This window comes from Streptomyces sp. PKA51, assembly GCF_057552455.1.
This window is the reverse complement of the sequence record NZ_BAAJPZ010000010.1, coordinates 32196-55401: the sequence shown is the minus strand read 5'-3', so window position 1 is coordinate 55401 and position 23206 is coordinate 32196. Positions and strand designations below refer to the sequence as shown.

Sequence of the window (23206 nt, the reverse complement as noted above, 5' to 3'; positions counted from 1 at the left end):
GGCATGGCTGCGGCGCAGGGACACCTCTCGGACGGTCCGGACGACGCGGATGGGGAGGGCACCCCGTCCGTCTTCCGGCAGGCTGTCGCCGGGCTGCAAGCAGTACGCCTGCGGCCCGAGATCGAGCTGGACGCGACACCGCCGCCCCAGCGGCTCGCCCCGTATTCGTACGCGCTGGAGGCGGCGGTCGTCGTGGACGACGAGGAACTGGCGGACGGGCGGCTGATCCTGCTGCACGACCCCGCCGGGCACGAGGCGTGGGGCGGCACCTTCCGCCTGGTGACGCTGGTGCACGCGGAGCTGGAACCGGAGATGGCGGCCGATCCGCTGCTGCCGGAGGTGTGCTGGTCGTGGCTCACCGGCGCCCTGGAGGCGCGCCGGGTGCCGTACGTGGCGCCCAGCGGCACGGTCACGCGCGCCGGCTCGCACTACTTCGGGGGTCTGCGCGAGCGGGAGCCGTCCACGCGCATCGAAATCCGGGCCTCGTGGTCGCCGGCGCCCTCGCCGGCCACGCGGCCGGGCGGCCAGGCCGGGGCGCGGGGTGCGGAGCCGGTGGCGCCGGACACCGGGGCGCACCTGGCGGCGTGGTGCGACCTGCTGTGCCAGATCGCGGGGCTGCCGCCGGGCGGCGGCCCGGAGGCGGGCATCGTCACGCTGCCGCAGCGCCGGGGGCCGCACCCCCGCTGAGCGCCCCCCACCCGTCCCTTCCGACCCGCCGGTCGCGCCCGCGACCGGCGGGTTTCGGTCATACGGGTGACGAACACGATCGGGCAATCGTCTGAATTGCCCGAATTGTTACTCACCAATTCGTGATCATTCCCTAAAGCCGGCCGGTTCGGTTGCCGAAGCACCTTGTGACCCTTCCGATACGGAACGCCCCGGCTTATCCCCAAGTCGGCACCCGTCCCCACCACTCCCCCCACCTGGAGGCCTGGTGTCCGTTCTCCTCGAGCAACCCGCTAGCCTCGCCTACCGCCCGAACAAACCGACGGCCATGGTCGTCGTCGCAGACCCCCGGGTCCGCTCCACGGTCACCCGTCACCTGTGGGCGCTGGGCGTGCGCGACGTGATCGAGGCGTCGTCGATCGCGGAGGCCCGGCCGCGCATCGGCAGTCCACGCGACATCTGCGTCGCCGACGTCCACCTTCCCGACGGCTCCGGCCTGACCCTGCTCTCCGAGACCCGCGCCGCGGGCTGGCCCAACGGGCTCGCCCTGTCCGCCGCCGACGACATCGGCGCCGTACGCAACGCCCTCGCCGGCGGCGTCAAGGGCTACGTCGTCACCGGCACCCGCACCAACCTCGGCGTGCCCGGCCGCCCCGGCGCCGCCCCGATCGGCTCCGCCGCCGCGCGGATGCAGCGCCGCCCCCCGGGCGCCCCCGGGCACCCCGGCGGCTACCGCGAGCTCTCCGGACGCGAGGTGGAGGTGTTGCGGCTGGTTGCGGAGGGCCAGTCCAACAAGGCCATCGGCGTCTCCATGGGCCTGTCGGCGCTCACCGTCAAGAGCCACCTCGCCCGCATCGCCCGCAAGCTCGGCACCGGCGATCGGGCCGGCATGGTCGCCGTCGCCCTGCGCACGGGCATCATCCACTGAGTCCACTGAGTCCACTGAGCCCGCTGGGTTCACTGAGTCCGCTGGGTTCACTGAGTCCACCGGGCCCGCTGAGTCCGCTGAGCCCGCCGAGTCCCCTGAGTCCGCCGGGCCCGCAGAGCCCGCGCACAGCGGGTACCCGGGGTGCGCACAGCGCGCCACGAGACGGCCGCGCCCGTCGCCGGAACGTTCCGGCGACGGGCGCTTGCCATGCACAGATACCCTTGACCAGTGACCGACGCCCAAGAGACCGCAGCAGACACGACACTGCGAACCACCGGGGGCGGCCCCCCGGACGACGTCGAACCGGCGCCGATCCCCCTGCTGGAGCCGCGCGAGGGCATCCCCCCGGTGGTCGCCGACGCCGACGCCCTGGCCGGGGTGGTCGCGGCCTTCGCCGCGGGCACCGGCCCCGTGGCCGTCGACGCCGAACGCGCCTCCGGCTACCGCTACGGCCAGCGCGCCTACCTCGTCCAGCTGCGCCGCGAAGGCGCCGGCACGGCCCTGATCGACCCCGTCGGCTGCCCCGACCTCTCCGCCCTCGGCGAGGCCGTCGGCGACGCCGAGTGGGTGCTGCACGCCGCCACCCAGGACCTGCCGTGCCTGCGCGAGATAGGGATGACGCCGGCCCGGCTCTTCGACACCGAGCTCGCCGGCCGGCTCGCCGGTTTCGCCCGCGTCGGCCTCGGCGCCATGGTCGAGAACGTCCTCGGCTACGCCCTGGAGAAGGGCCACTCCGCCGTCGACTGGTCCACCCGCCCGCTGCCCGAACCGTGGCTGCGCTACGCCGCCCTCGACGTCGAGCTCCTGGTCGACCTGCGCGACGCGCTGGAGGCGGAGCTCGACCGTCAGGGCAAGCTGGAGTGGGCCCGCCAGGAGTTCGACGCCATCGCCTCGGCGCCGCCGGCCCCGCCCCGCAAGGACCCCTGGCGCCGTACCTCCGGCATGCACAAGGTGCGCCGGCGCCGGCAGATGGCCGTCGTGCGCGAGCTGTGGACCGTACGCGACCGGATCGCCCAGCGGCGCGACGTCTCCCCGGGCAAGGTGCTCGGCGACGCGGCCATCGTCGAGGCCGCCCTCGCCCTGCCGGCCACCGTGCAGGCGCTGTCGGCGCTGCCCGGCTTCGGGCACCGCACCAGCCGCAAGCAGCTGGAGCAGTGGATGGCGGCCGTCGAGCGGGCCCGCGCCCTGCCGGAAGCGGAGCTTCCGCAGCCGGGCCAGCCGCTGACCGGGCCGCCCCCGCCGCGCGCCTGGGCCGACAAGGACCCGGCCGCCGCGGCCCGCCTCGCCGCCGCCCGCACGGCGGTCTCCGAGCTGGCGGAACGGCTGTCCATGCCGCAGGAGAACCTGATCACACCGGACACGGTGCGCAGACTGTGCTGGGAGCCGCCGCGGGCGGTGACGGCGGAGGCCGTGGCGGAGATCCTCGTCGGGTACGGGGCGCGGCCGTGGCAGGTCGAGCAGGTGACCCCGGTCCTGGTGAAGGCGCTGGCGACGCGCTGAGCGCGCGGGGCACGGAACGCTTCCACGAACGCCGGACGGGCTGCACTGCAGCCCGTCCGGCGTTCGCGTTGCGGGCACCGCCCCCCGCCTCGTGGAATGTGACCTTCGACGCCCCGCCAGGGGGGCTGTGCAGTGTGGTTACCCGCAAGTAGCATGACGGTGTCAGCCCGCACCGCGGCGGAGCCGTATCGGCATGCCCGCGCGCAGCGATCCACCTGGAGGAGAGCCAACGTGCCTCGTACCGCTAGGGACGTCGTCTTCGTCGACGGCGTCCGCACCCCGTTCGGCAAGGCGGGCCCGAAGGGCATCTACCACGAGACCCGCGCCGACGACCTGGTCGTCAAGTGCATCCGGGAACTGCTGCGCCGCAACCCGGACCTGGACCCGGCCCGCATCGACGAGGTCGCAATCGCCGCGACCACGCAGATCGGCGACCAGGGGCTGACCCTGGGCCGCACCGCCGGCATCCTCGCGGGCCTGCCGCAGTCCGTGCCGGGCTACTCCATCGACCGCATGTGCGCCGGTGCGATGACCGCCGTGACGAGCGTGTCGGGCGGCGTGGCCCTCGGCGCGTACGACATCGCCCTCGCCGGCGGTGTCGAGCACATGGGCCGCCACCCCATGGGCGAGGGCGTCGACCCCAACCCGCGCTTCGTCTCCGAGAAGCTGGTGGACGAGTCCGCCCTGTTCATGGGCATGACCGCGGAGAACCTGCACGACCGCCTCCCGCACATCACCAAGCAGCGCGCCGACGCCTACGCGGTGCGCAGCCAGGAGAAGGCCGCGAAGGCGTACGCCGACGGCAAGATCCAGGCCGACCTGGTGCCGATCTCCGTCCGCCGCACGTCCCCCGAGGGCGGCGAGACGGGCTGGGGCCTGGCCACGGCCGACGAGCCGATGCGCCCGGGCACCACGCTGGAGAACCTGGCGAACCTCAAGACCCCCTTCCGTCCGCACGGCCGGGTCACCGCGGGCAACGCGGCCGGTCTCAACGACGGTGCCACCGCCTCCCTGATCGCCGCCGAGGACGTGGCGCGCGAGCTGGGCCTGCCGGTGAAGATGCGTCTGGTCTCCTACGCCTTCGCCGGCGTGGAGCCGGAGGTCATGGGCATCGGCCCGGTGCCGGCCACCGAGAAGGCGCTGGCCAAGGCCGGCCTGACGATCGACGACATCGGTCTCTTCGAGATCAACGAGGCGTTCGCCGTCCAGGTCCTGTCGCTGCTGGACCACTACGGCATCGCCGACGACGACCCGCGCGTCAACCAGTACGGCGGCGCCATCGCCTTCGGCCACCCGCTGGCCTCCTCCGGCGTCCGGCTGATGACGCAGCTGGCCCGCCAGTTCGAGGACCAGCCGCACGTCCGCTACGGCATCACGTCCATGTGCGTGGGCTTCGGCATGGGCGGAACGGTCATCTGGGAGAACCCGCACTTCGACGGAGGCAACAAGTGAGCACCACCGCTGAGCTTCTGAAGGGCGCGGCCGAGCTGTTCCCCGACGAGGTCGTCACCCAGGCGCACGTGCGCCACCTCGACCTCCCCGGCGCCGGGCGCTTCGCGCTCATCACGCTGGACAACGGCCTGGACCACACCAAGCCGACCACCTTCGGCCCGCAGTCCCTCGCCAACCTCAACGTCGCGATCGACCAGGTCGAGGCGGAGGCCGCGGCCGGCGACATCGTCGGCGTCGGCATCACCGGCAAGCCGTTCATCTTCGCCGTCGGCGCCGACCTCAAGGGCGTCGAGCTGCTGAAGAAGCACGAGGAGGCCCTGGCCATCGGCAAGGGCGGCCACGACGTCTTCAAGCGTCTGTCCTCGCTGGCCGTCCCGACCTTCGCGTACTACAACGGTGCGGCGATGGGCGGCGGCGTCGAGGTCGGCCTGCACTGCACCTACCGCACCGTCTCCAAGGCGATCCCCGCCTTCTCCCTGCCCGAGGTCTTCCTGGGCCTCGTCCCCGGCTGGGGCGGCTGCACCCTGCTGCCGAACATCATCGGCGCGGACCGCGCGGTCTCGGTCATCATCGAGAACGCGCTCAACCAGAACCGTCAGCTCAAGGGCAAGCAGGTCTTCGAGCTCGGCATCGCCGACGCGCTCTTCGAGGGCGCGGACTTCCTGGAGCAGTCGCTGCTGTGGACGGCCTCCGTCCTCACGGGCGAGACCGAGGTCGTGCGGGCCGAGGTCGACCGCGGCGAGGCCTGGGACCGGGCCGTCGAGCGCGGCCGCGCCTTCGCCGACTCCAAGGTGCACGGCGCGGCCCCGGCCGCCTACCGCGCCCTCGACATCATCGCCGCCGCCAAGAACGGCGACCTGCGCCAGGGCTTCGACGCCGAGGACCAGGCCCTCGCGGACCTGATCATGGGCGGCGAGCTGCGCAGCGGCATCTACGCCTTCAACCTGGTGCAGAAGCGCGGCAAGCGCCCCGCCGGTGCCCCGGACAAGTCGCTGGCCCGCCCGGTCAACAAGGTCGGTGTCGTCGGCGCCGGTCTGATGGCCTCGCAGCTGGCGCTGCTGTTCGCCCGCCGCCTGGAGGTGCCGGTCGTGCTGACCGACATCGACCAGGAGCGCGTGGACAAGGGCGTCGCCTACGTCCACGGCGAGATCGACAAGCTGCTGCTCAAGGGCCGCATCAACCAGGACAAGGCCAACCGCCTCAAGGCCGCGGTGACCGGCTCCCTGGACAAGGCCGCCGCCTTCGGCGACGCCGACTTCGTCATCGAGGCCGTCTTCGAGGAGATGGGCGTCAAGCAGCAGGTGTTCGCGGAGGTCGAGGCGGTGGTCCCCGAGACCGCGATCCTCGCCACCAACACCTCCTCGCTGTCGGTGTCGGAGATGGCCTCCAAGCTCAAGCACCCCGAGCGGGTCGTGGGCTTCCACTTCTTCAACCCCGTCGCGATCCTGCCGCTGCTGGAGATCGTCCGCGGCGAGCGGACCGACGACGCCGCGCTGGCCACCGCCTTTGGCGTGGCCAAGAAGCTGAAGAAGACCGCGGTGCTGGTCAAGGACGCCCCGGCGTTCGTGGTCAACCGCATCCTGGTCCGCTTCATGGGCGAGATCCAGAACGTCATCGACGAGGGCACCCCGGTCGCGGTGGCCGAGAAGGCCGTCGAGCCGCTCGGCCTGCCGATGTCGCCGCTGGTGCTGCTGGAGCTGGTCGGCCCGGCGATCGGCCTGCACGTCTCCGAGACGCTGGCCGGCGCGTTCCCCGACCGCTTCAAGGTCTCCCCGAACCTCGCGGCCGTGGTCAAGGCCGGCAAGCGCGGCTTCTACGTCTACGACTCCGGCAAGCCGGAGCTGGACCCGGAGGTCGCGGCGCTGCTGCAGCAGGGCGACGTCGTCCTGACCGAGGAGCAGGTGCGCGACCGCGTCCTGGACGCGGTCGCCGAGGAGATCGGCCTGATGCTGCAGGAGGGCGTCGTCGCCGAGGCGCAGGACATCGACCTGTGCCTGATCACCGGCGCCGGCTGGCCCTTCCACCTGGGTGGCGTCACGCCGTACCTGGACCGCGAGGGCGTCTCCGAGCGCGTGAACGGCAAGCGCTTCCTGCCGCAGGGCGTGGCGAGCGTCCCGGCGTAGCCGAAGTGGTACCCGGACGGGGCCCGGTCGCGCGGCGACCGGGCCCCGTCCCGTACCGGAACACTGGCGAGGCCCCGCGGTCGGGGGGACACCGCGGGGCCTCACCGCGTTCAACGGGTGGGCGAATGGGTTGGTTCCCGCACTTCTGCGGCAGTATGGCGGGTGGGGGTGATGGGCGTGCGAGAGCGGCCGGAAGCGAAGCGCAGCGCCAACGGGAGGGTCTTCGACCCGGACAGGCTCTTCCTGCCACCCGACGACGACCTCGCCCCGAACCGGCCGGGCGAGACGCTGCGCGCCCGGCTGGACGCCTCGCGCCGGGGCCGGCTCTCCCTGGCCCTGGCCCGGCTGCTGGGGCGGCGGCCGGTGGAGGACTCCTGGCGCCGGTCGCTGGCCGCCGAAGTGCGGGTCGGGGCGCAGCTGGAGGGGCTCACCCCGGGCGGCTGGGAGGTCGTGCACTCCATCGTGCTGCCCGGGGACGCCGTCATCCCGCACCTGCTCATCGGCCCCGGCGGCGTCTTCTGCGTCCAGACCGAGCCCGTGCCGGCGGCGCGCGTCGAGGTGGGCGAGGACGAGGTGCGGGTGGGGCGCGAGCGGCAGCCGCGCCCGTGCGTACGGCGGGCCCGGCGCGGCGCGCAGCGCTGCGCCCCGGTGCTCTCGCGCTGCTGCGGCTACCCGGTGCCGGTGCGGGCCGTGCTGGTGCTGGCCGGGGCGGCCGAGGCGCGGGTGGCGCCGGCGCTGCGGGACGTCCGGGTGCTGCGCGAGGACGAGGTGGCGGCCGGCCTCGGAACCCTGGGCGGGGTGCTGCGCCCGGACCGGGTGGACCGTATCCACACGGTGGCGCGCAACCGCCGGGTGTGGTTCGCCGCCTGAAGGGGTGGAGCCCGCATATTCCGCTTGTGGCAGACTCGGCCCGAAATCGAGTAAGAGATCCAGCGATGGATGTTCGGGCGAGGGCAGGTTCAACCGGTGGTGGCAGAACAGGGCAGGGCGCACGGCCGCAACCACTCCGGCTCGCGCGGCCGGCGCGCCCGGCCCCGTACGGACCCGCCCGCGCTGCAGTGGCTGAAACGGTTCGCCGCGCTGCGCTTCTGGAAGCGCCTGAAGCCCGCCTACCCCCGCCCGGGGAAGAAGGGCTTCCGCCGCTGGGTGCCGTCGTGGCGTCAGACGCTGGGGCTCCTCGGATCCTTCGCCGGCACCGCGGTGATCCTCTTCGGCATCCTGTACGCGACCACGGACATACCCGAGGACCTCAACGCCTTCGCCACCCAGCAGGACAACGTCTACTACTGGGCCGACGGCACCGAGATGGCCCGCACCGGTCCCGTCGACCGCCAGGACACCGCCCTGGAGAAGATCCCGGAGAAGGTCCGCTGGGCCGCCCTCGCCGCGGAGAACGAGACGTTCTACTCCGACGACGGCGTCTCCGTCAGCGGCATGACCCGCGCCGCCACCCGCATGCTCACCGGCGGCGACACCCAGGGCGGCTCCACCATCACCCAGCAGTACGTCAAGAACGCCTACCTCAACCAGCGGCAGACGCTCACCCGCAAGCTCACCGAGATGATCATCGCGATCAAGCTCGACGACAAGGTGAGCAAGAACGACATCCTGCAGGGCTACCTCAACACCAGCTGGTACGGGCGCGGCAGCTACGGCATCCAGCGCGCCGCCCACGCCTACTACGGCAAGGACGTCTCCCAGCTCAACCCCAGCGAGGGCGCCTTCCTCGCCTCCCTCCTCAAGGGAGCCGCCCTGTACGACCCGGCCATGGGCCCGAAGAACCACGAGCGCGCCGTCGAGCGCTGGAAGTGGATCCTCGACCGCATGGTCGCCATCGGCAAGCTCTCGCCCGCCGAGCGCGCCGGCTACACCACCTTCCCCGAGCCCAAGGCGCCGCCCAGGCCGGAGGGGCTCACCGGCCAGGTCGGCTACCTCGTCGACACCGCCCGCGCCTACGTCAGCGCCCACAGCGACGTCTCCGACGCCGAATTCGACCTCGGCGGCTACCAGATCCGCACCACCTTCGAGAAGCCCAAGGTCGAGGCGCTGGACAAGGCGGTGGCCGCGGTGCGCGAGAAGCTCGACCCCGCCAACCGCGAGACCGACCGCGACGTCCGCATCGGCGCCGCCTCCGTCACCACCGACGGGCGCATCGTCGCCCTCCAGGGCGGCCCGGACTACCTCAAGCAGGGCTTCAACGACGCCAACTCCACCGTCGTCCCGGCCGGCACCGCCTTCGCCCCCTTCGTCTACGCCTCCGCCCTCACCAACGGCATCCAGCGGGAACGCGGCGCCACCCGCACGCCCGTGACCCCCGCCAGCGTCTACGACGGCAACGACAAGATCGCCGTGCGCACGCCCGAGGGCCCCTACTGGGACCGCTCCGGCAAGATCGTCAAGGCGCGCAACGACGACGGCAAGTCGTGGGGGAAGATCTCCCTGAAGGAAGCGGTCGCCCAGTCGGTGAACTCCCCGATCATGCAGCTCGGCATGGACGTGGGACTCGACCGCGTCAGCCGCACCGCCGTCCAGGCCGGACTGCTCCCCGAGAGCCTCGGCCCCCAGGTGCCCGCCTTCTCCCTGGGCACCACCCGGCCCAGCGCCATCCGCATGGCCAGTGCCTACGCCACGTTCGCCGGCAAGGGGATGCACACCGAGCCGTACTCCGTCTCCGCCCTCAGCCGCAACGGCGACCCGGTGCCCGTGGAGAAGCCGGCCGCCCGCCGCGCCCTGACCGCGAGCGCCGCCGGCGCCGTGGACGACGCCCTGCACGAGTCCGTCCAGCGCGGCAGCGCGGTCGCCGCCAAGGCCGCAGGTCCCGGGGCGGCCGGCAAGAGCGGCACCGGCCCGGACAACAAGTCGGCCTGGTTCGCCGGCTACCGCGGCACCGTCGCCACCGCCGTCTCCCTCTCCCGCATCGACCCCAAGAGCCAGGAACTGCTGCCGCTGGACGGGCTGGGCGGCGTCAAGGCCGCCCAGGGCAGCCCGTACCCGCTGCAGATCTGGACGGCCTACATGGGCAAGCCGTAGGGCTTGCCGGGATGGCCCGCCCGGGTGCCGGCTACTTCAGGAACGTCTTCCAGTCCGGCGCCTGCGCCGGGTCCAGGGTGCGCAGCTTCGCCAGTACCTTCGGGTCCTGGGCGTCCATCCAGTCGGCGACCTGCCGGAAGGACACGCAGCGCACCCCGTCCCGCCTGCACACCGACTTCATGACGTCCTCCACGGCCTTCATGTAGATGCCGTCGTTCCAGTCCTCGAAGTGGTTGCCGATGAACAGGGGCGCCCGGCTGCCGTTGTAGACGCGCTCGAAACCGTTGAGGTAGCCGTCCCGCGTCAGCTTCCGCCACTCCTCGTACTTCGCCGGATCGCCCTTGGTGTTGTCACCGGACTGGTTGAAGAGGAAGTTGAAGTCCATGGACAGGACCTGCTTGTCGCTCTTGGGGTACGGCAGCAGCTGCAGCGGGAAGTTCCACATGCCGTCGACCTTCGACGGCCACAGCTGGAAGTCGCCGGGCGAGCTCGCGTCGTACCGCCAGCCGAATTCCTTGGCCGCCGTCAGCAGGTTCTTCTGCCCCTCCAGACACGGCGCGCGGCCGCCCACCAGCTCCTTCTTGTAGTCGAAGGGCAGCGGGGGCAGATCCTTGTAGCCGGTGTTCGTCTTCCAGTTCTCCACGAACGCGTACGACTGCTCGATCTCGCTCTTCCACTCCTGCGGGCTCCAGTCCCCGCCGCCCTTGGCGCCGCAGAAGTGCCCGTTGAAGTGGGTGCCTATCTCGTTGCCGGCGAGCCAGGCCGTGCGCAGCTGCCCCAGGGTGTCCTTGATGTGCTCGTCGGTCGCGTACGATATCGCCGCCTCGCCGGGCTTGTGCTGCGGCGGCTTGTACAGCGTCGCCTTCGACTTCGGCAGCAGGTACATGCCGGTCAGGAAGAACGTCATCTGCGCGTTGTTCGCCTTGGCGACCTGGCTGAAGTGCGAGAACAGGTGGTCGTCGCCCTCCAGCGCGCCGTCCCACGAGAACACCACGAACTGCGGCGGCTTCTCGCCGGGCTTGAGCTTCTCCGGCTTGGGCACGTTCGGCTGCGGACCGGTGTAGGACGTCGACCCGTCACCGAGGACGTGGACCTTGCCGTCCCAGACCTCCTCCGGCTTCTTGCCCCCGTTGACCTCGCTGTTCGCCCCGGCCTGCGCGGAGGCCGACGCCCCCGCGGCCCGTGCACCGTCCCCGTCGCCGTCACCGCGCATCAGGCCGACCACCAGGGCCGTCACGACGCACAGGGAGCCCAGAGCCGTCGGAACGTAGACAGACCTCTTCACAACTTCGCACTCCCTGGCGACGGTACAGGTGTTCAGGCCGCCAGTATCACAGGCCGGTCCGACAACCCCGCAGGGAAGGGTGCTCCGCGACCACGTGATCAGCCGGAACCGGGACCGGGACCGGAATCGGGACCGGAATCGCCGGACGCTTCCTTCGCGGCACGGCGGTACTCGGCGTTGATGCGCCGAGCCTCCTCGAGGGGCGCCGCCCCTGTTGTCCCGGCTGCGGGCGGCGAGGAGACGGAACGACGGCAGGGGCCCTGCCGACGCGCGTCGGCAGGGCCCCTGCCGGGTCCCCGATGGCGGTTTCCGCCCGCTCACGCCTCCGGTGGGACGATGCCCCCGAACAGCGTCGACGCGGTTTCGAGCGGAGTGGGCACACTCGCCGGGGCGGCCTCGGGGTGTTCGTGGCAGGTGAAGCCGAGACGGGTCATGGCCCGGACGACTTCGCCGCTGGTGAAGTCGCGGCGGTCCTGCCGGGTGATGACCTGGCCCACTTGCTTGACCGGGTAGCGGCGGCGGCCGATGGTCACGGACTCACCCGTGACGATCTCGGGCGTGACCCCCTTCATCGAGGCCATCACCCCGCTCCTGGTCAGATCGAACGGGTACCGGGCGATGACACAGCGCATGATGCCTCACAGGGGAAGAAGGACGGCGGGCCGACCTGGCGAGAGGGGCGGTCCGGCGAGGGGTCGGCCGGCGATTTCCGCGGCCTGCGGAACGGAGTGGACCGCAGAAGCGGCCATGTGTTCGGGATGTGCGGGCACGCTTTATTCGGGGACCTTTCCTCGGCGAGGCACGCAGCAAGGAATTCCCGCAGCGGATGAGCGGCGCAGAGAATTTCGAGAGACGAGCCGGATGCGAAGTGGGCCGAGTCGGGCCGCCGGGGAATGCGTCACCGGTCGCCGGAGGCGGTGGAGTCTTTCCGCCGAACGCCCCGAAAAGCAGCGAGCCGGGGCCCGCACCCCAGAGGTGCGGGCCCCGGCCGTGGAGTATGCGTCGCCGCCGGTGTCAGGCGATGACGATGTTCTCGGCCGTCGGACCCTTCTGGCCCTGCGCGATGTCGAACGACACCTTCTGGCCCTCCAGCAGCTCGCGGAAGCCCTGGGCAGCGATGTTCGAGTAGTGGGCGAAGACGTCGGCGCCGCCGCCGTCCTGCTCGATGAAGCCGAAGCCCTTTTCCGCGTTGAACCACTTCACGGTGCCGGTTGCCATGTCATTTCTCCTTGGGAGACGGTGTCAGGAATTCACCCTGTGTGAATTCCGTGTCGCCGTGATGATCACCCCGTCGGAAATGAACCTTCTGGCAACCACACCTGCAACTGCATCGACAGTAGCATGGTGAGACCGGCCGTGCAGGGTAAATAATTCCGCTCCGGTCGGCGGTCGAGAAATATTCGCCGGGCCCCACACCTATTTCTCATGTCGCGGGAACAGATATTGGCCCCCGTCGGCGCGGCCTTTTCCTCCGGACGCCACGCCCGAGGGCGTACGCACCGCGATGGCCCGAGCGGTCCGCGCCGGCAACATCACCCAGGCGGCACGGCTCCTGGATGCCACCGTCGAGCCTGCCCGTCCCGGGACCGGCGGGCAGGCCGCGTCCTGATGCGAGGAGACGGCCGTTCGCCGCCGGGGCCCCACTCGTGGACTCACTCTCCCGGGTGTACGCACTGGAGAAGTCCGTTCGTCACCCTTGCAGGAAATCTGTCGTGGCAACCGTAGACATTCGCCTGCCGTGGGGCTACCGTTTTTGGTGTACCCAAGAAGTCAACGTGGGCACGGCAGAGACGAACTGCCGTGCGAGCAAGTCCAACCAGTGGAACAACCGCGCAACCGAAAGTAAGGAGCGAGCAGGCGCCATCAGGATCGCCCGGGCGAGGAAAGGTGTCCGCCCGGGTACCGCAGGCCCACGATTGGAAGGTGGTCCCCGGTCACGTATCCGCGATCCCCGCAGCCCCGCCCTCCCAGGCGGCCCCTGCGGACGAAGAAGGCCGGCCCAGCAGGCCGGTAGATGGTGTTGAAAGCTCGGGGCCCGGGTGCCGTACGGCACCCGGGCCCCCCGACGCGTCCCGCGGAAGAAGAGGTCTATGCCCCCTCGCAGTACCCGCCCCGCCGACAACCTCGACGACGACGACTATCCCGCCTACACCATGGGCCGGGCCGCCGACATGCTCGGCACCACCCCCGCCTTCCTCCGCGCCCTCGGCGAACACCGCCTGATCACCCCGCTGCGCTCCGAAGGCGGCCACCGCCGCTACTCCCGCTACCAGCTGCGCATCGCCGCCCGGGCCCGCGAACTCGTCGACCGGGGCACCCCGATCGAGGCCGCCTGCCGCATCGTCATCCTCGAAGACCAACTCGAGGAAGCCCAGCGCATCAACGAGCAGCTGCGCGCCCAACGCACCGAGCCGCAGCCGAAGAGCGCCCCCTGAGTAACGCCGCCGACGGTGCGGGCTCCCGGCTACGGGCGCCGTAGGCGCGGGAGCGGGCAGGAGCGCTCGCCGCCTTCGACGGCGACGGTCGGCCCGGGCGCGATCTCCGTGAAACCCGCGTCGTGCACCACCGGCAGCCCGCTCGTCATCAGCTCCGCCCACCGGGCCGCATCCGCCGTGCGCACCGACAGCGCGAAGCCGTCCGCGCGCCACGCGGCGCGCGCCGTGTCGTCCAGCGCCCACCACGCCAGCTGTGCACCGTGCCCCGCCTGGGCCATCGCCTTGCCCGCCGACATCTCCAGCGCCGGGTTCAGCCACAGCACCGGGCGCTGCGGGTCCGCCGGGGGCACCGGGTCCGCATCCTCCAGCTCCGTGCCCGAGACCTGCAGCTTGACGAGCTCCTTGGGCCAGCCGTCCAGCGGCACCGGCGGGAAGACCCGCACCTCGGTCGCCTCGCCGTGCACCGTGATGCCCGGCAGCGCCGACGCCTTGCGCCACTCCGCCCCGCGCGCCCGCCGCACCACCTTGCGGATCCGGGCGTCCTGCCAGTCGCGCACGGCCTGCGCCCACACCCCGTCGGGCTCGGCCGCCCGCTCGTCCGCCAGCAGCACCAGCACGGCCCGCGCCGCGGTCTGCAACGCGTCGGTACGGGCCGGGGGAGCGCTCTTCTCGATCCGCACCACCAGCGGCAGCACGTACTGCGGGGCGTCGTCGCGCGGATCCTCGGGGACATCGGTGCCGGTCACCGCTCCAGTCTGCCAGCCGGCCCGCGCGAGTTACGGTGTGGGGCATGAGACTGCAGGGGGTGGGGCGCCGCCACCGCACCGGCGGCCCCTGGATCGTGCGGGACGTCGACCTCGACGTGCCGGCGGCAACGCTGATACGCATCCACGGCGCCAACGGCAGCGGCAAGTCCACCCTGCTCCGCCTGATCGCCGGCATCGACACCCCCGGCGCCGGCCGCATCACCGGCCGGCCGCCCACCGCGTACGTACCCGAACGCTTCCCGGCGACCCTGCCGTTCACGGCCGCCGGCTACCTCACCGCCATGGGCCGCGTCCACGGCCTGCGCCGCGGTGCGGCCGAGCGGGCCGGCCGCACCTGGCTCGAACGCCTGGGCGCCGGGCGGTACGCGGACACCCCGCTCGGCGAACTGTCCAAGGGCAGCAGCCAGAAGGTCGCCGTGGCCCAGGGCCTGCTCGCCCCGCCCGGCGGCCTGCTCGTCCTCGACGAGGCCTGGACCGGCCTCGACCCCGCCTCCCGCGCGGTCCTCGACCGCACGGTCACCGAACGCGTCGCCGAGGGCACCGCCGTCGTCTTCGTCGACCACGACCCGCACCGGCTCGCGGGCCGCCCCGACGCGGCCTACCAGGTGGCCGACGGCCGGGTGCGGCCGTCGGCCGTCCTGTCCGACCGGCGACCGCGGGTACGGGTGGAGGTCCAGGGCCCACCCGGCGCTGCCCTGCCGGATGCCCTGCCCGGCGCACCGCACGCCGAGGGCCACCGGCTCACCGTCGCCGCCGAACACTCCGACGCGCTGCTGCACGCCCTCCTGACGGCCCGGCCGCCGTGGCACATCCGCAGCGTGACGCCGGTCGAGGAGAAGGAACGCCCGTGATCGCACTGATCGGCTATCAGGCCGCTCTCCTGCTGCGCTCGCACCGGTGGCTGCCGCCCCTGCTGCTGTACGCCGCCTTCGTCGCCATCGGCGTCCGCACCGGGGAGCCGGTCCTCGACGGCTACGGCTGGGCGGCCACGGCCCTGGTGCCGGTGGGCGCATGGCTGGTCCGCGTGTGCGTCACCGGCGAGCCCGACGCGGCACGCGACTGCGCCGCGGCCGCGCTCGGCCCCCGGCGCGCACACCTCGCGGCGGTCCTCACCGCACTGGGGGCGACGGTGCTCCTGGGCACGGTCGGCACGGCAGCCGTGGCCGTGATCGGCGACCCGCACAGCGCCGACCACCGGGTGGCCGTGCCGGCCTGGCCGGCGGCGGCCGCGGGCCTGCTCACGGCCCTGACCTGCGCCCTGCTCGGCGCGGCCGCAGGAGCCCTGTGTAACCGCCCGCTGCTGCGCAGCACGGGCCGGGCGGTGCCGGCGACGTTGCTGACCGTCTTCGCCGTGCTGTTCGCGGGCGCCTCCCCGGCGAGGGCGGCGGTGACGGGACTGGTCACCGGCTCCCACGACGGGGTGGTACGGATGCCGCTGCCGGCACTGGCCTGCGCGGTGCTCGTCACCGCGGCGGCGACGACGGTCGCCTGCGCGGCGAGCGGCCGACGCCGGGGGTGAGCCGTCCCGCCGGTGCGCTGCCGCGGGGCGGGCACGAACCGGCCGGCATCAGGTGACGGCTTCCGCCGACAGCTCCACGAATCGTGCCGCCGCCCCCGTCAGCTCCACCCGCGTGAACGCCGCCAGCTCGCGGCGCCACGCCGCATCGACCGGGACCGTCGCCGTGCCCGGCGTCGTGGCCGCCAGGTGGGTCGGGGCCGCGACGATGCCGACCCCGGCCGCCGCCATGCGGACCGCCGTCGAGGAGTGCTCGGTCTCCAGTGCCGTCCGCGGGGTGAAGCCGGCCCGTGCGCACACCACGTCCAGCCAGCGCCTGCCCTCCACCAGGGGTTCGAGCGCGCAGCGCACCCACAGGCGGTCGGCGAGGGCGGGGAGGGGGACGGGGTGCGGGCGCCTCGTCAGGGGGTCGTCGGCGCAGGTGACGACGACGATGTGCTCCTCGCCGACCGGGACGACCGGGCCGGGCCAGTCGTGCGGCCGGGGGCCGACGGCGACGTCGGCGACGCCGCGTTCGACGCCGTCGCGCAAATCCTCCGTGGTCGCGTACTCGTGCAGGTGCAGCCGTACGCCCGGGACCTCGCGCCCCCAGCGGGCCAGGACCGGCGGCAGCACGCCGACGGCCAGCGCGTGCAGCGTGGCGACGTGCAGTTCGCCGCCCTCGGCGCCGGCGGCGGCGCGGGCGGCGCGCCTGGCCTGGCCGGCGCTGCGGACGGCGCGTTCGGCGTGGGGGAGGTAGGCGCGGCCCATGGGGGTCGGCCGGACGCCGTGCGCGAGGCGTTCCAGCAGCGGGCCACCGGTCTCGCGTTCGAGGGCCTTGATCTGGTGGGAGAGCGCGGACTGACTGACGTTCAGGCGCTCGGCGGCGCGGGTGAACGACTGCTCCTCGACCACCGTGACGAGGTATTCCATCTGCCGCAGGCTCACCGCCGGCCCCCCATGAACAGCCTTCATCGAACCGATCGAAACATTGCGTTGGACTCATGATCCCCGACGGCCGGAGGGTGGGGGCATGCATGAGACCGACGTCATCGTCATCGGCGGCGGCACGGGCGGCTACAGCACCGCCCTGCGCGCCGCGGCCCTGGGCCTGGAGGTGGTCCTCGCCGAACGCGACCTGGTGGGCGGCACCTGCCTGCACCGCGGCTGCATACCGAGCAAGGCGATGCTGCACGCCGCCGAGCTCGTCGACGGGATCGCCGAGGCGCGCGAGCGCTGGGGCGTACGGGCCCGGCTCGACGGGATCGACTGGGCCGCCCTGACGGCGACCCGCGACGACATCGTGCGCCGCAACCACCGCGGCGTCGAGGGCCACCTCGCCCACGCCGGCGTCCGCGTCGTCCGCGGCTCCGCCGCCCTCACCGGCACCCGTACCGTGCGCGTCACCACGGCCGGGGCGGCACAGGAGTACCGCGCCCGGCGCGGGATCGTGCTGGCCACCGGTTCGCGCCCGCGCCCGCTGCCGGGCCTGCGGCCCGACGGGCGGCGCGTCGTCACCAGCGACGACGCGCTGTTCGCCCCCGGTCTGCCCGGCTCGGTGCTGGTGCTGGGCGGCGGGGCGATCGGCATCGAGTACGCCTCGCTGCACCGCTCGACCGGCTCCGCGGTGACCCTGGTGGAGGCGGCCGACCGGCTGTTGCCCCTGGAGGACGCCGACGTGGGCCGCCACCTGGCGCGCGGCCTGAAGAAGCGGGGCGTCGAGGTGCACACCGGCGCCCGGCTGGAGGACGTGCGCCCGTACGAGGACGGCGTACGGGCGACCCTGCGCACCGCCCGCGGCACGGCCCGGGAACTGCGCGCCGACCGGCTGCTGGTGGCGGTCGGGCGCGAGCCGGTCACCGACGGGCTGGACCTGGCGGCCGCCGGACTGGCCACGGACGCCCGCGGGTTCGTCGCCCCGGCCGACTGGGGCCGCCTGGAGACGGCCGTGCCCGGCATCCATGTCGTGGGCGACCTGCTCCCCGCGCCCTCGCCGGGCCTGGCCCACGCCTCCTTCGCCGAAGGACTGCTCGTCGCCGAGACACTCGCCGGGCAGGCCCCCGGCCCGGTGGACTACCCGGCCGTACCGCGCGTGACGTACTCCAGCCCGCAGACCGCCTCGGTCGGCCTGACCGAGCACGGGGCCCGCGCGCTCGGCCACGACGTGGTGTGCTCCACCATGCCGCTGACCGCCGTCGCCAAGGGCATGGTCCACGGGCAGGGCGGCATGGTGAAGGTCGTCGCCGAACGCGGCGGCCGGGTCCTGGGCGTGCACCTGGTGGGCCCGCACGTCTCGGAGATGATCGCCGAGAGCCAGCTGGTCGTCGGCTGGGAGGCCGAACCCTCCGACGTCGCCCGCCACATCCACCCGCACCCCACCCTCTCCGAGGCCATGGGCGAGGTCATGCTCACCCTGGCCGGGCGCGGACTGCACCAGCAGGGCGCCTGACGGCCCGCCGGAAAAACCGGTGGCTCCGCGCGGCGGCCCGCCCCTACCGTGACCGGGCCGCCCACCGGAAGGAATCCCGTGACCGACCTGGTCGTCCGCGCCCTCACCGAGCACGACACCGCCCTGTTCACCACCCTGCCCGACCCCGGCCTCGTCGGCCGGTCCGCCTTCGGCCACCGCTACCTGCCCCGCCACGAGGGCGGCGACTACCGCCCCGAGTGGACGTGGGTGGCCCTGCGCGACGGGGCCGTCGTCGCCCGCGCCGCCTGGTGGGGCGGACCGGACGACACCGCGCCCAAGGCGCTGGACTGGTTCGACTTCGCCGACGGCGAGCAGGACGCCGCCGCCCTGCTGCTGCGCAGCGCCCCCTTCCGCGCCGAGTACGCCCTGCTCGTACCGCCCGGCTGGCGGGAGGACCCGGACGTACGGGCCGCCGCGCAGGCCCGCATCGACGCGGCTCTCGCGGCCGGCCTGAAACCGCTGGTCGAGCGCTACCGCTACGAGTGGACGCCGTCCTGCGGACTGCCGGAGCAGCCGGGCCGGCTCCTCTTCCGGCCCGAACCGGACGACGCCGTCGTCCGCGAGGTGCTGCGCCGCACGATGCACGGCACGCTGGATGCCCACGACAACCGGAACGTCGCCGAACACGGCATCGAGGCCGCTCTCGACGAGGCCATGGGGATCTGGGACTGGATGCCCTCGCCCCGCGCCTGGTGGCGTCTGGCGCACACGCCGGACGGCGAGGTCGTCGGCCTGCACATCCCCGCGCACAACCCCGCGAGCCCCTGTATCGCCTACGTCGGCGTCGTCCCCGAGCACCGCGGCCGCGGCTACGCCTACGACCTGCTCGCCGCCTGCACCCACGACCTGGCCGCCCACGGCGCCGAGAAGATCGCCGCCGCCACCGACCGGGGCAACCACCCGATGGCCGCCGCCTTCGCCCGCGCCGGCTACCCCGTCACGCAGGAGCGCATCGACCTCGTCCCCTGAGGCAGCGTTCCCTGAAGCCGGTCCCGGGCGGCACCATGGAGGGGATCGCCGTCGCAGGGCGCCGGAGGGAGCCGTCGTGCTGTTCGAGGTGTGGGCGCCCGGGGCCGGCGCCGTGGACCTGCTGGCCGACGGCCGCCGGTACGCCATGGAGAGCGATCCCGGCCGCGCCGGCTGGTGGCGCAGCGAGGCGCCGGCCGCCGACGGCACCCGCTACGGCTTCGCGCTCGACGGCGGGCCCGTGCGCCCCGACCCGCGCTCGCGCCGCCAGCCGGACGGGCCCGACGGGCTCAGCGCCGTCGTCGACGTCCGCCGCTTCCCCTGGCGGGAGCGGCCGGGCGGGTGGAGCGGCCGCCCGCTGCCCGGGGCCGTCCTCTACGAGCTGCACGTGGGCACCTTCACCCCCGAGGGCACCTTCGCCGCGGCCGCCGCCCGCCTGCCGCACCTGGCCGACCTCGGCGTCACCCACGTCGAGCTCATGCCCGTGTGCCCCTTCCCGGGCACCCACGGCTGGGGGTACGACGGCGTGGCGCCCTGGGCCGTGCACGAACCGTACGGCGGGCCGCACGGGCTGGTGCGCTTCGTCGACGCCGCCCACGACCTGGGCCTGGGCGTGGTCCTGGACGTCGTGCACAACCACCTGGGCCCCTCCGGCAACCACCTGCCCGCCTACGGCCCGTACTTCACCGACGCCCACCACACCCCCTGGGGCGCCGCCGTCAACCTGGACGCGCCCGGCTCCGACGAGGTACGCGCCTACCTCACCGGCAGCGCGCTCGCCTGGCTGCGCGACTACCGCCTCGACGGGCTGCGCCTGGACGCCGTCCACGCCCTGCACGACACGCGCCCGAAGCACTTCCTCGCCGAACTCTCCGGCGCCGTCGACGCGCTGGCCGCCCGCCTGGGCCGGCCGCTGTTCCTCGTCGCCGAGTCCGACCTCAACGACCCGCTGACCACCACCCCCCGCCCGGCCGGCGGCCTGGGCCTGCACGCCCAGTGGAACGACGACTTCCACCACGCCCTGCACACCGCGCTCACCGGCGAGTCCCAGGGCTACTACGCCGACTTCGCCGCCGACCCCGCGCACGCCCTCGCCAAGACCCTGCGCGGCGGCTTCTTCCACGACGGCACCCGCTCGTCCTTCCGCGGCCGTCCGCACGGCCGCCCCCTCGACACCCGCACCACCCCGGCCCACCGGCTGCTGGGCTACGCCCAGACCCACGACCAGATCGGCAACCGTGCCCAGGGGGACCGCCTCGCGGCCCGCCTCACGCCCGGGCAACTCGCCTGCGCCGCCACGCTGGTGCTGTGCGCGCCCTTCACCCCGATGCTGTTCATGGGCGAGGAGTGGGGCGCCCGTACGCCCTGGCAGTTCTTCACCGACCACACCGACCCGCAGCTGGCCGAGGCCGTGCGCACCGGCCGCCGCCGGGAGTTCGCCGCCCACGGCTGGGCGGCCGACGCCATACCCGACCCCCAGGACCCGGCCACCCGCGAGCGCTCCTGCCTGGACTGGGACGAGGCCCGCCGCGCACCGCACGCGGCCCTGCTCGCCTGGTACCGGCGGCTGATCGCCCTGCGCCGCGGCGAGCCCGCCCTGACCGAGCCGCGCTGGCACTACGAGGCGCTGGACGTCACCGGGCACACCGTCCACTTCGCCCGCGGACCGGTGCACGTGGCGGTGAACCTCTCGGCCGAACCGGCCCTGCTGCCGCTGGGCCCCGCGGCGGCCGGGGCCGAGCTCCTCGCCGCCTGGCAGCCCGTCCCCCCACCGGCCCCCGACGGCACCCTGCGGCTGCCTCCGCACACCCCGGCCGTGCTGCGCTTGCACCGCTCCGGCGAGGAGACGGACCCTTGAGGTGAGGTGGGCACCAGTGACGCAAGGGAGTGAGGCGTCATGCGTACGCTGCTCAGGGCCCGGCTGGACACCGCGGCCTCCAACGAGAGCATCCGCGACGGCACGATGCCGGAGGTGATCGAGGAGCTCATCCAGCAGCTCAAGCCCGAGGCCGCCTACTTCACGGCGATGGACGGCGGCCGCACCTGCCTGCTCGTCTTCGACCTGCAGGAGCCGTCACAGATCCCCTCGGTCGTCGAACGGTTCTTCCTCAACGCGGACGCCGAGGTCGAGCTGTACCCCGTCATGAACGCCGACGACCTGCGCAAGGGCCTGGCCGCCCTGGGATAGGCGGCCAGGGCCCGTCGGTGGGCGTCAGCCCTGTTCCGGCTCCAGGCGCAGGGAGATCGAGTTGATGCAGTAGCGCTGGTCCGTGGGCGTGGGGTAGCCCTCGCCCTCGAAGACGTGCCCGAGGTGGGAGCCGCAGCGGGCGCAACGGACCTCGGTGCGGACCATGCCGTGCGAGCGGTCCTCCAGCAGCTCGACCGCGCCCGAGTCCTTGGGGTCGAAGAAGCTGGGCCAGCCGCAGTGGCTGGCGAACTTCTCCGTGGAGCGGAACAGCTCCGCCCCGCACGCCCGGCAGCTGTAGACGCCGGGCGTGGTGGTGTCGGTGTACTCCCCGCGGAAGGCGGGTTCGGTGCCGGCCTCGCGGAGCACCCGGTACTCCTCGGGGCTCAGCTCGGCCCGCCACTGCTCGTCCGTCTTGTCGACCTCGTACGGCATCTCGTCCGTCCTCCCGGCTCAGCTCTCCAGGCGGGCCAGGATCCGCGGACCGAGGTCCGTCACGTCGCCCGCCCCCATGGTCAGAACGAGATCGCCGGGCCGGGCCATTCCCGCGACCACGCCGGGGGCGGCCGCCATGTCGTGCTCGGGGCGGACGTCGGCGCCGGCCTGCCGCGCCGCGTCGATGATCATGTCGCTGGTGACACCGGGGATCGGGTCCTCACGGGCCGGGTAGATGTCGAGCACCACCGAGGCGTCGGCCAGGGCGAGCGCCTGTCCCATCTCGGTGCCCAGCTCCTGGGTGCGGCTGAACAGGTGCGGCTGGAAGACGACCAGGACGCGGGCGTCGGCGGCCGCCCCGCGGATGGCCTCCAGGTCGGCGGTCATCTCGGTGGGGTGGTGGGCGTAGGAGTCGATGACCTGCACCCCGCCGGCCTCGCCCTTGAGCTGCAGGCGGCGGCCGACGCCGGTGAACTTGCCGAGCGCGGCGGCGAGGTCGTCCGCCGGGACGCCGAGGGCGGCGCCCGCGGCGAGCGCGGCCACGGCGTTGTGCGCGTAGTGGCGGCCGGGGACGCTGACGCCGAAGGTCAGCTGCCTGCCCTTGAGGTCGACGGTGACCTCGCTGGTCAGGCCGCGGGGGGTGACGTCCAGGACGCGCACGTCGGCGTCCTCGGCCTCGCCGTAGGTGACCACGCGCAGGTCGGGCCGGCCGGCGATGCGGGCGGTCAGCTCGCGGGCGCCGGCGTGGTCGGCGCTGACGACGAGCGTGCCGCCGGGGCGGACGCGGCCGACGAAGGTCTCGAAGGAGTCGTAGATCTCCTCCATCGACGCGTAGTTCGCGTGGTGGTCGAGCTCCACGTTGAGGATGATCGCGACCTCGGGCGCGTACTTGTGGAAGCTGCGGTCGCTCTCGTCCGCCTCGGCGACGAAGATCTCGCCGTCGCCGTGCCGGGCGTTGGTGCCCGGGCCGTCGAGGTCGCCGCCGATCGCGTACGAGGGGTCCAGGTCGAGCGCGGCCAGGGAGACGGCCAGCATCGAGGTGGTGGTCGTCTTGCCGTGCGTGCCGGCCACCGCGATCGGGCGCAGGCCGTCCATCAGGCGGGCCAGGGCGTCCGAGCGGTGCACGACGGGGATGCCGCGCTCGGCGGCGGCCGCGAGCTCGGGGTTGTCGGCGCGGATGGCGCTGGAGACGACGACGCAGGTGGCGTCGGCCGCCAGGTGCCCGGCCGCGTGCCCGATGTGCACGGTGGCGCCCAGGGCGCGCAGGGCCGCGGCGGTCGCCGACTCCTTGGCGTCGCTGCCGGCGACGGACGCGCCGCGCTGGGCGAGGATCTTCGCGATGCCCGACATGCCGGCACCGCCGATGCCGATGAAGTGCGGTCGTTCCATCGTCGCCGGGACGGCCGGTGCCATGTGCGGTGCTCCCTGGGTCGTGTGCGGTGTGGCTACGAGGATTCTTGCACCCTCGC

The 23206-nt window shown here is 73.4% G+C and carries 21 protein-coding genes; 14 read left to right on the top strand and 7 right to left on the bottom strand.

Annotated features, from left to right (window positions below; all coding sequences use genetic code 11):
- The first annotated feature begins 3 nt into the window (after positions 1 to 3).
- The 7 genes from AC27L3_RS17110 (at position 4) to AC27L3_RS17080 (ending at position 9699) form a co-directional block, all read left to right on the top strand.
- The gene (locus AC27L3_RS17110; RefSeq protein WP_365967043.1) at positions 4 to 687 is read left to right on the top strand and encodes a DUF3000 domain-containing protein; all 684 of its coding nucleotides are present in this window, start codon (positions 4 to 6) and stop codon (positions 685 to 687) included.
- A gap of 247 nt (positions 688 to 934) precedes the next feature.
- Positions 935 to 1594: a response regulator transcription factor gene (locus tag AC27L3_RS17105; RefSeq protein ID WP_071963467.1), complete on the top strand. Its 660-nt coding sequence runs from the start codon at positions 935 to 937 to the stop codon at positions 1592 to 1594.
- Between the two features lie 228 nt (positions 1595 to 1822).
- The gene (locus AC27L3_RS17100; protein WP_487234875.1) at positions 1823 to 3094 is read left to right on the top strand and encodes an HRDC domain-containing protein; all 1272 of its coding nucleotides are present in this window, start codon (positions 1823 to 1825) and stop codon (positions 3092 to 3094) included.
- 231 nt (positions 3095 to 3325) lie between these two features.
- Positions 3326 to 4546, top strand: coding sequence for a thiolase family protein (locus AC27L3_RS17095; RefSeq protein WP_487234874.1), 1221 nt, complete (start codon positions 3326 to 3328; stop codon positions 4544 to 4546).
- The gene (locus tag AC27L3_RS17090) at positions 4543 to 6669 is read left to right on the top strand and encodes a 3-hydroxyacyl-CoA dehydrogenase NAD-binding domain-containing protein (RefSeq protein WP_487234873.1); all 2127 of its coding nucleotides are present in this window, start codon (positions 4543 to 4545) and stop codon (positions 6667 to 6669) included. The genes AC27L3_RS17095 and AC27L3_RS17090 overlap by 4 nt, the downstream gene beginning before the upstream one ends.
- Positions 6670 to 6846: 177 nt before the next feature.
- Positions 6847 to 7539 (top strand): nuclease-related domain-containing protein, encoded by a 693-nt coding sequence (locus AC27L3_RS17085; protein ID WP_487234872.1) that lies wholly within the window; start codon positions 6847 to 6849, stop codon positions 7537 to 7539.
- A 96-nt stretch (positions 7540 to 7635) separates the two neighbouring features.
- A complete protein-coding gene (locus AC27L3_RS17080) occupies positions 7636 to 9699 on the top strand; it encodes a transglycosylase domain-containing protein (protein WP_487234871.1) in 2064 nt (687 codons plus the stop codon).
- A 31-nt stretch (positions 9700 to 9730) separates the two neighbouring features.
- Here AC27L3_RS17080 and AC27L3_RS17075 read toward each other — a convergent pair whose 3' ends face one another.
- The 3 genes from AC27L3_RS17075 to AC27L3_RS17065 form a co-directional block, all read right to left on the bottom strand.
- Positions 9731 to 10912: a polysaccharide deacetylase family protein gene (locus AC27L3_RS17075; protein ID WP_487234991.1), complete on the bottom strand. Its 1182-nt coding sequence runs from the start codon at positions 10910 to 10912 to the stop codon at positions 9731 to 9733.
- A gap of 389 nt (positions 10913 to 11301) precedes the next feature.
- Positions 11302 to 11616: an SCO5918 family protein gene (locus tag AC27L3_RS17070; protein WP_487234870.1), complete on the bottom strand. Its 315-nt coding sequence runs from the start codon at positions 11614 to 11616 to the stop codon at positions 11302 to 11304.
- A gap of 382 nt (positions 11617 to 11998) precedes the next feature.
- Entirely contained in the window at positions 11999 to 12202 is a 204-nt protein-coding gene (locus AC27L3_RS17065; RefSeq protein WP_100044809.1) for a cold-shock protein, read from the bottom strand.
- An 872-nt stretch (positions 12203 to 13074) separates the two neighbouring features.
- On the opposite strand from AC27L3_RS17065, the gene AC27L3_RS17060 reads away from it, so the two are divergent.
- Positions 13075 to 13419, top strand: a complete 345-nt coding sequence (locus AC27L3_RS17060; RefSeq protein ID WP_487234869.1) for a MerR family transcriptional regulator — start codon at positions 13075 to 13077, stop codon at positions 13417 to 13419.
- 29 nt (positions 13420 to 13448) lie between these two features.
- Here the strand turns inward: AC27L3_RS17060 and AC27L3_RS17055 are convergent, their stop codons facing one another.
- A complete protein-coding gene (locus AC27L3_RS17055; protein WP_487234868.1) occupies positions 13449 to 14165 on the bottom strand; it encodes a peptidyl-tRNA hydrolase in 717 nt (238 codons plus the stop codon).
- A gap of 44 nt (positions 14166 to 14209) precedes the next feature.
- Between AC27L3_RS17055 and AC27L3_RS17050 the strand changes: the two genes are divergently transcribed.
- Positions 14210 to 15037 carry an ATP-binding cassette domain-containing protein gene (locus AC27L3_RS17050; RefSeq protein WP_487234867.1) on the top strand — a complete coding sequence of 276 codons (828 nt, stop codon included), beginning with the start codon at positions 14210 to 14212 and terminating at the stop codon, positions 15035 to 15037.
- A complete protein-coding gene (locus AC27L3_RS17045) occupies positions 15034 to 15705 on the top strand; it encodes an ABC transporter (RefSeq protein WP_487234866.1) in 672 nt (223 codons plus the stop codon). The genes AC27L3_RS17050 and AC27L3_RS17045 overlap by 4 nt, the downstream gene beginning before the upstream one ends.
- Before the next feature lie 48 nt (positions 15706 to 15753).
- Here AC27L3_RS17045 and AC27L3_RS17040 read toward each other — a convergent pair whose 3' ends face one another.
- Positions 15754 to 16629 (bottom strand): LysR family transcriptional regulator, encoded by an 876-nt coding sequence (locus AC27L3_RS17040; protein ID WP_487234865.1) that lies wholly within the window; start codon positions 16627 to 16629, stop codon positions 15754 to 15756.
- An 85-nt stretch (positions 16630 to 16714) separates the two neighbouring features.
- On the opposite strand from AC27L3_RS17040, the gene lpdA reads away from it, so the two are divergent.
- The 4 genes from lpdA to AC27L3_RS17020 all read left to right on the top strand — a co-directional run bounded on the left by lpdA (position 16715) and on the right by AC27L3_RS17020 (position 21305).
- On the top strand, positions 16715 to 18130 hold the full coding sequence (gene lpdA / locus AC27L3_RS17035) for a dihydrolipoyl dehydrogenase (protein WP_487234864.1): 1416 nt from the start codon (positions 16715 to 16717) through the stop codon (positions 18128 to 18130).
- Positions 18131 to 18208: 78 nt separating this feature from the next.
- Positions 18209 to 19120 carry a GNAT family N-acetyltransferase gene (locus AC27L3_RS17030; RefSeq protein ID WP_487234863.1) on the top strand — a complete coding sequence of 304 codons (912 nt, stop codon included), beginning with the start codon at positions 18209 to 18211 and terminating at the stop codon, positions 19118 to 19120.
- Between the two features lie 76 nt (positions 19121 to 19196).
- Complete coding sequence (treZ, locus tag AC27L3_RS17025; protein WP_487234862.1) at positions 19197 to 20975, top strand: malto-oligosyltrehalose trehalohydrolase; 1779 nt, start codon at positions 19197 to 19199, stop codon at positions 20973 to 20975.
- Positions 20976 to 21014: 39 nt separating this feature from the next.
- On the top strand, positions 21015 to 21305 hold the full coding sequence (locus AC27L3_RS17020) for a hypothetical protein (protein WP_487234861.1): 291 nt from the start codon (positions 21015 to 21017) through the stop codon (positions 21303 to 21305).
- 24 nt (positions 21306 to 21329) lie between these two features.
- On the opposite strand, the gene msrB is transcribed toward AC27L3_RS17020, so the two are convergent.
- The gene (gene msrB, locus AC27L3_RS17015; RefSeq protein WP_487234860.1) at positions 21330 to 21737 is read right to left on the bottom strand and encodes a peptide-methionine (R)-S-oxide reductase MsrB; all 408 of its coding nucleotides are present in this window, start codon (positions 21735 to 21737) and stop codon (positions 21330 to 21332) included.
- A gap of 18 nt (positions 21738 to 21755) precedes the next feature.
- The gene (murC, locus tag AC27L3_RS17010) at positions 21756 to 23150 is read right to left on the bottom strand and encodes a UDP-N-acetylmuramate--L-alanine ligase (protein ID WP_487234859.1); all 1395 of its coding nucleotides are present in this window, start codon (positions 23148 to 23150) and stop codon (positions 21756 to 21758) included.
- Positions 23151 to 23206 lie beyond the last annotated feature (56 nt).

What these genes read in the sequence shown, in the direction of transcription:
- murC (WP_487234859.1), bottom strand. Translation starts at nt 23,150, where the DNA reads ATGGCACCGGCCGTCCCGGCGACGATGGAACGACCGCACTTCATCGGC.
- msrB (WP_487234860.1), bottom strand. Translation starts at nt 21,737, where the DNA reads ATGCCGTACGAGGTCGACAAGACGGACGAGCAGTGGCGGGCCGAGCTG.
- AC27L3_RS17060 (WP_487234869.1), top strand. Translation starts at nt 13,075, where the DNA reads ATGCCCCCTCGCAGTACCCGCCCCGCCGACAACCTCGACGACGACGAC.
- lpdA (WP_487234864.1), top strand. Translation starts at nt 16,715, where the DNA reads ATGCATGAGACCGACGTCATCGTCATCGGCGGCGGCACGGGCGGCTAC.
- AC27L3_RS17050 (WP_487234867.1), top strand. Translation starts at nt 14,210, where the DNA reads ATGAGACTGCAGGGGGTGGGGCGCCGCCACCGCACCGGCGGCCCCTGG.
- AC27L3_RS17110 (WP_365967043.1), top strand. Translation starts at nt 4, where the DNA reads ATGGCTGCGGCGCAGGGACACCTCTCGGACGGTCCGGACGACGCGGAT.
- AC27L3_RS17065 (WP_100044809.1), bottom strand. Translation starts at nt 12,202, where the DNA reads ATGGCAACCGGCACCGTGAAGTGGTTCAACGCGGAAAAGGGCTTCGGC.
- AC27L3_RS17020 (WP_487234861.1), top strand. Translation starts at nt 21,015, where the DNA reads ATGCGTACGCTGCTCAGGGCCCGGCTGGACACCGCGGCCTCCAACGAG.
- AC27L3_RS17075 (WP_487234991.1), bottom strand. Translation starts at nt 10,912, where the DNA reads ATGCGCGGTGACGGCGACGGGGACGGTGCACGGGCCGCGGGGGCGTCG.
- AC27L3_RS17070 (WP_487234870.1), bottom strand. Translation starts at nt 11,616, where the DNA reads ATGCGCTGTGTCATCGCCCGGTACCCGTTCGATCTGACCAGGAGCGGG.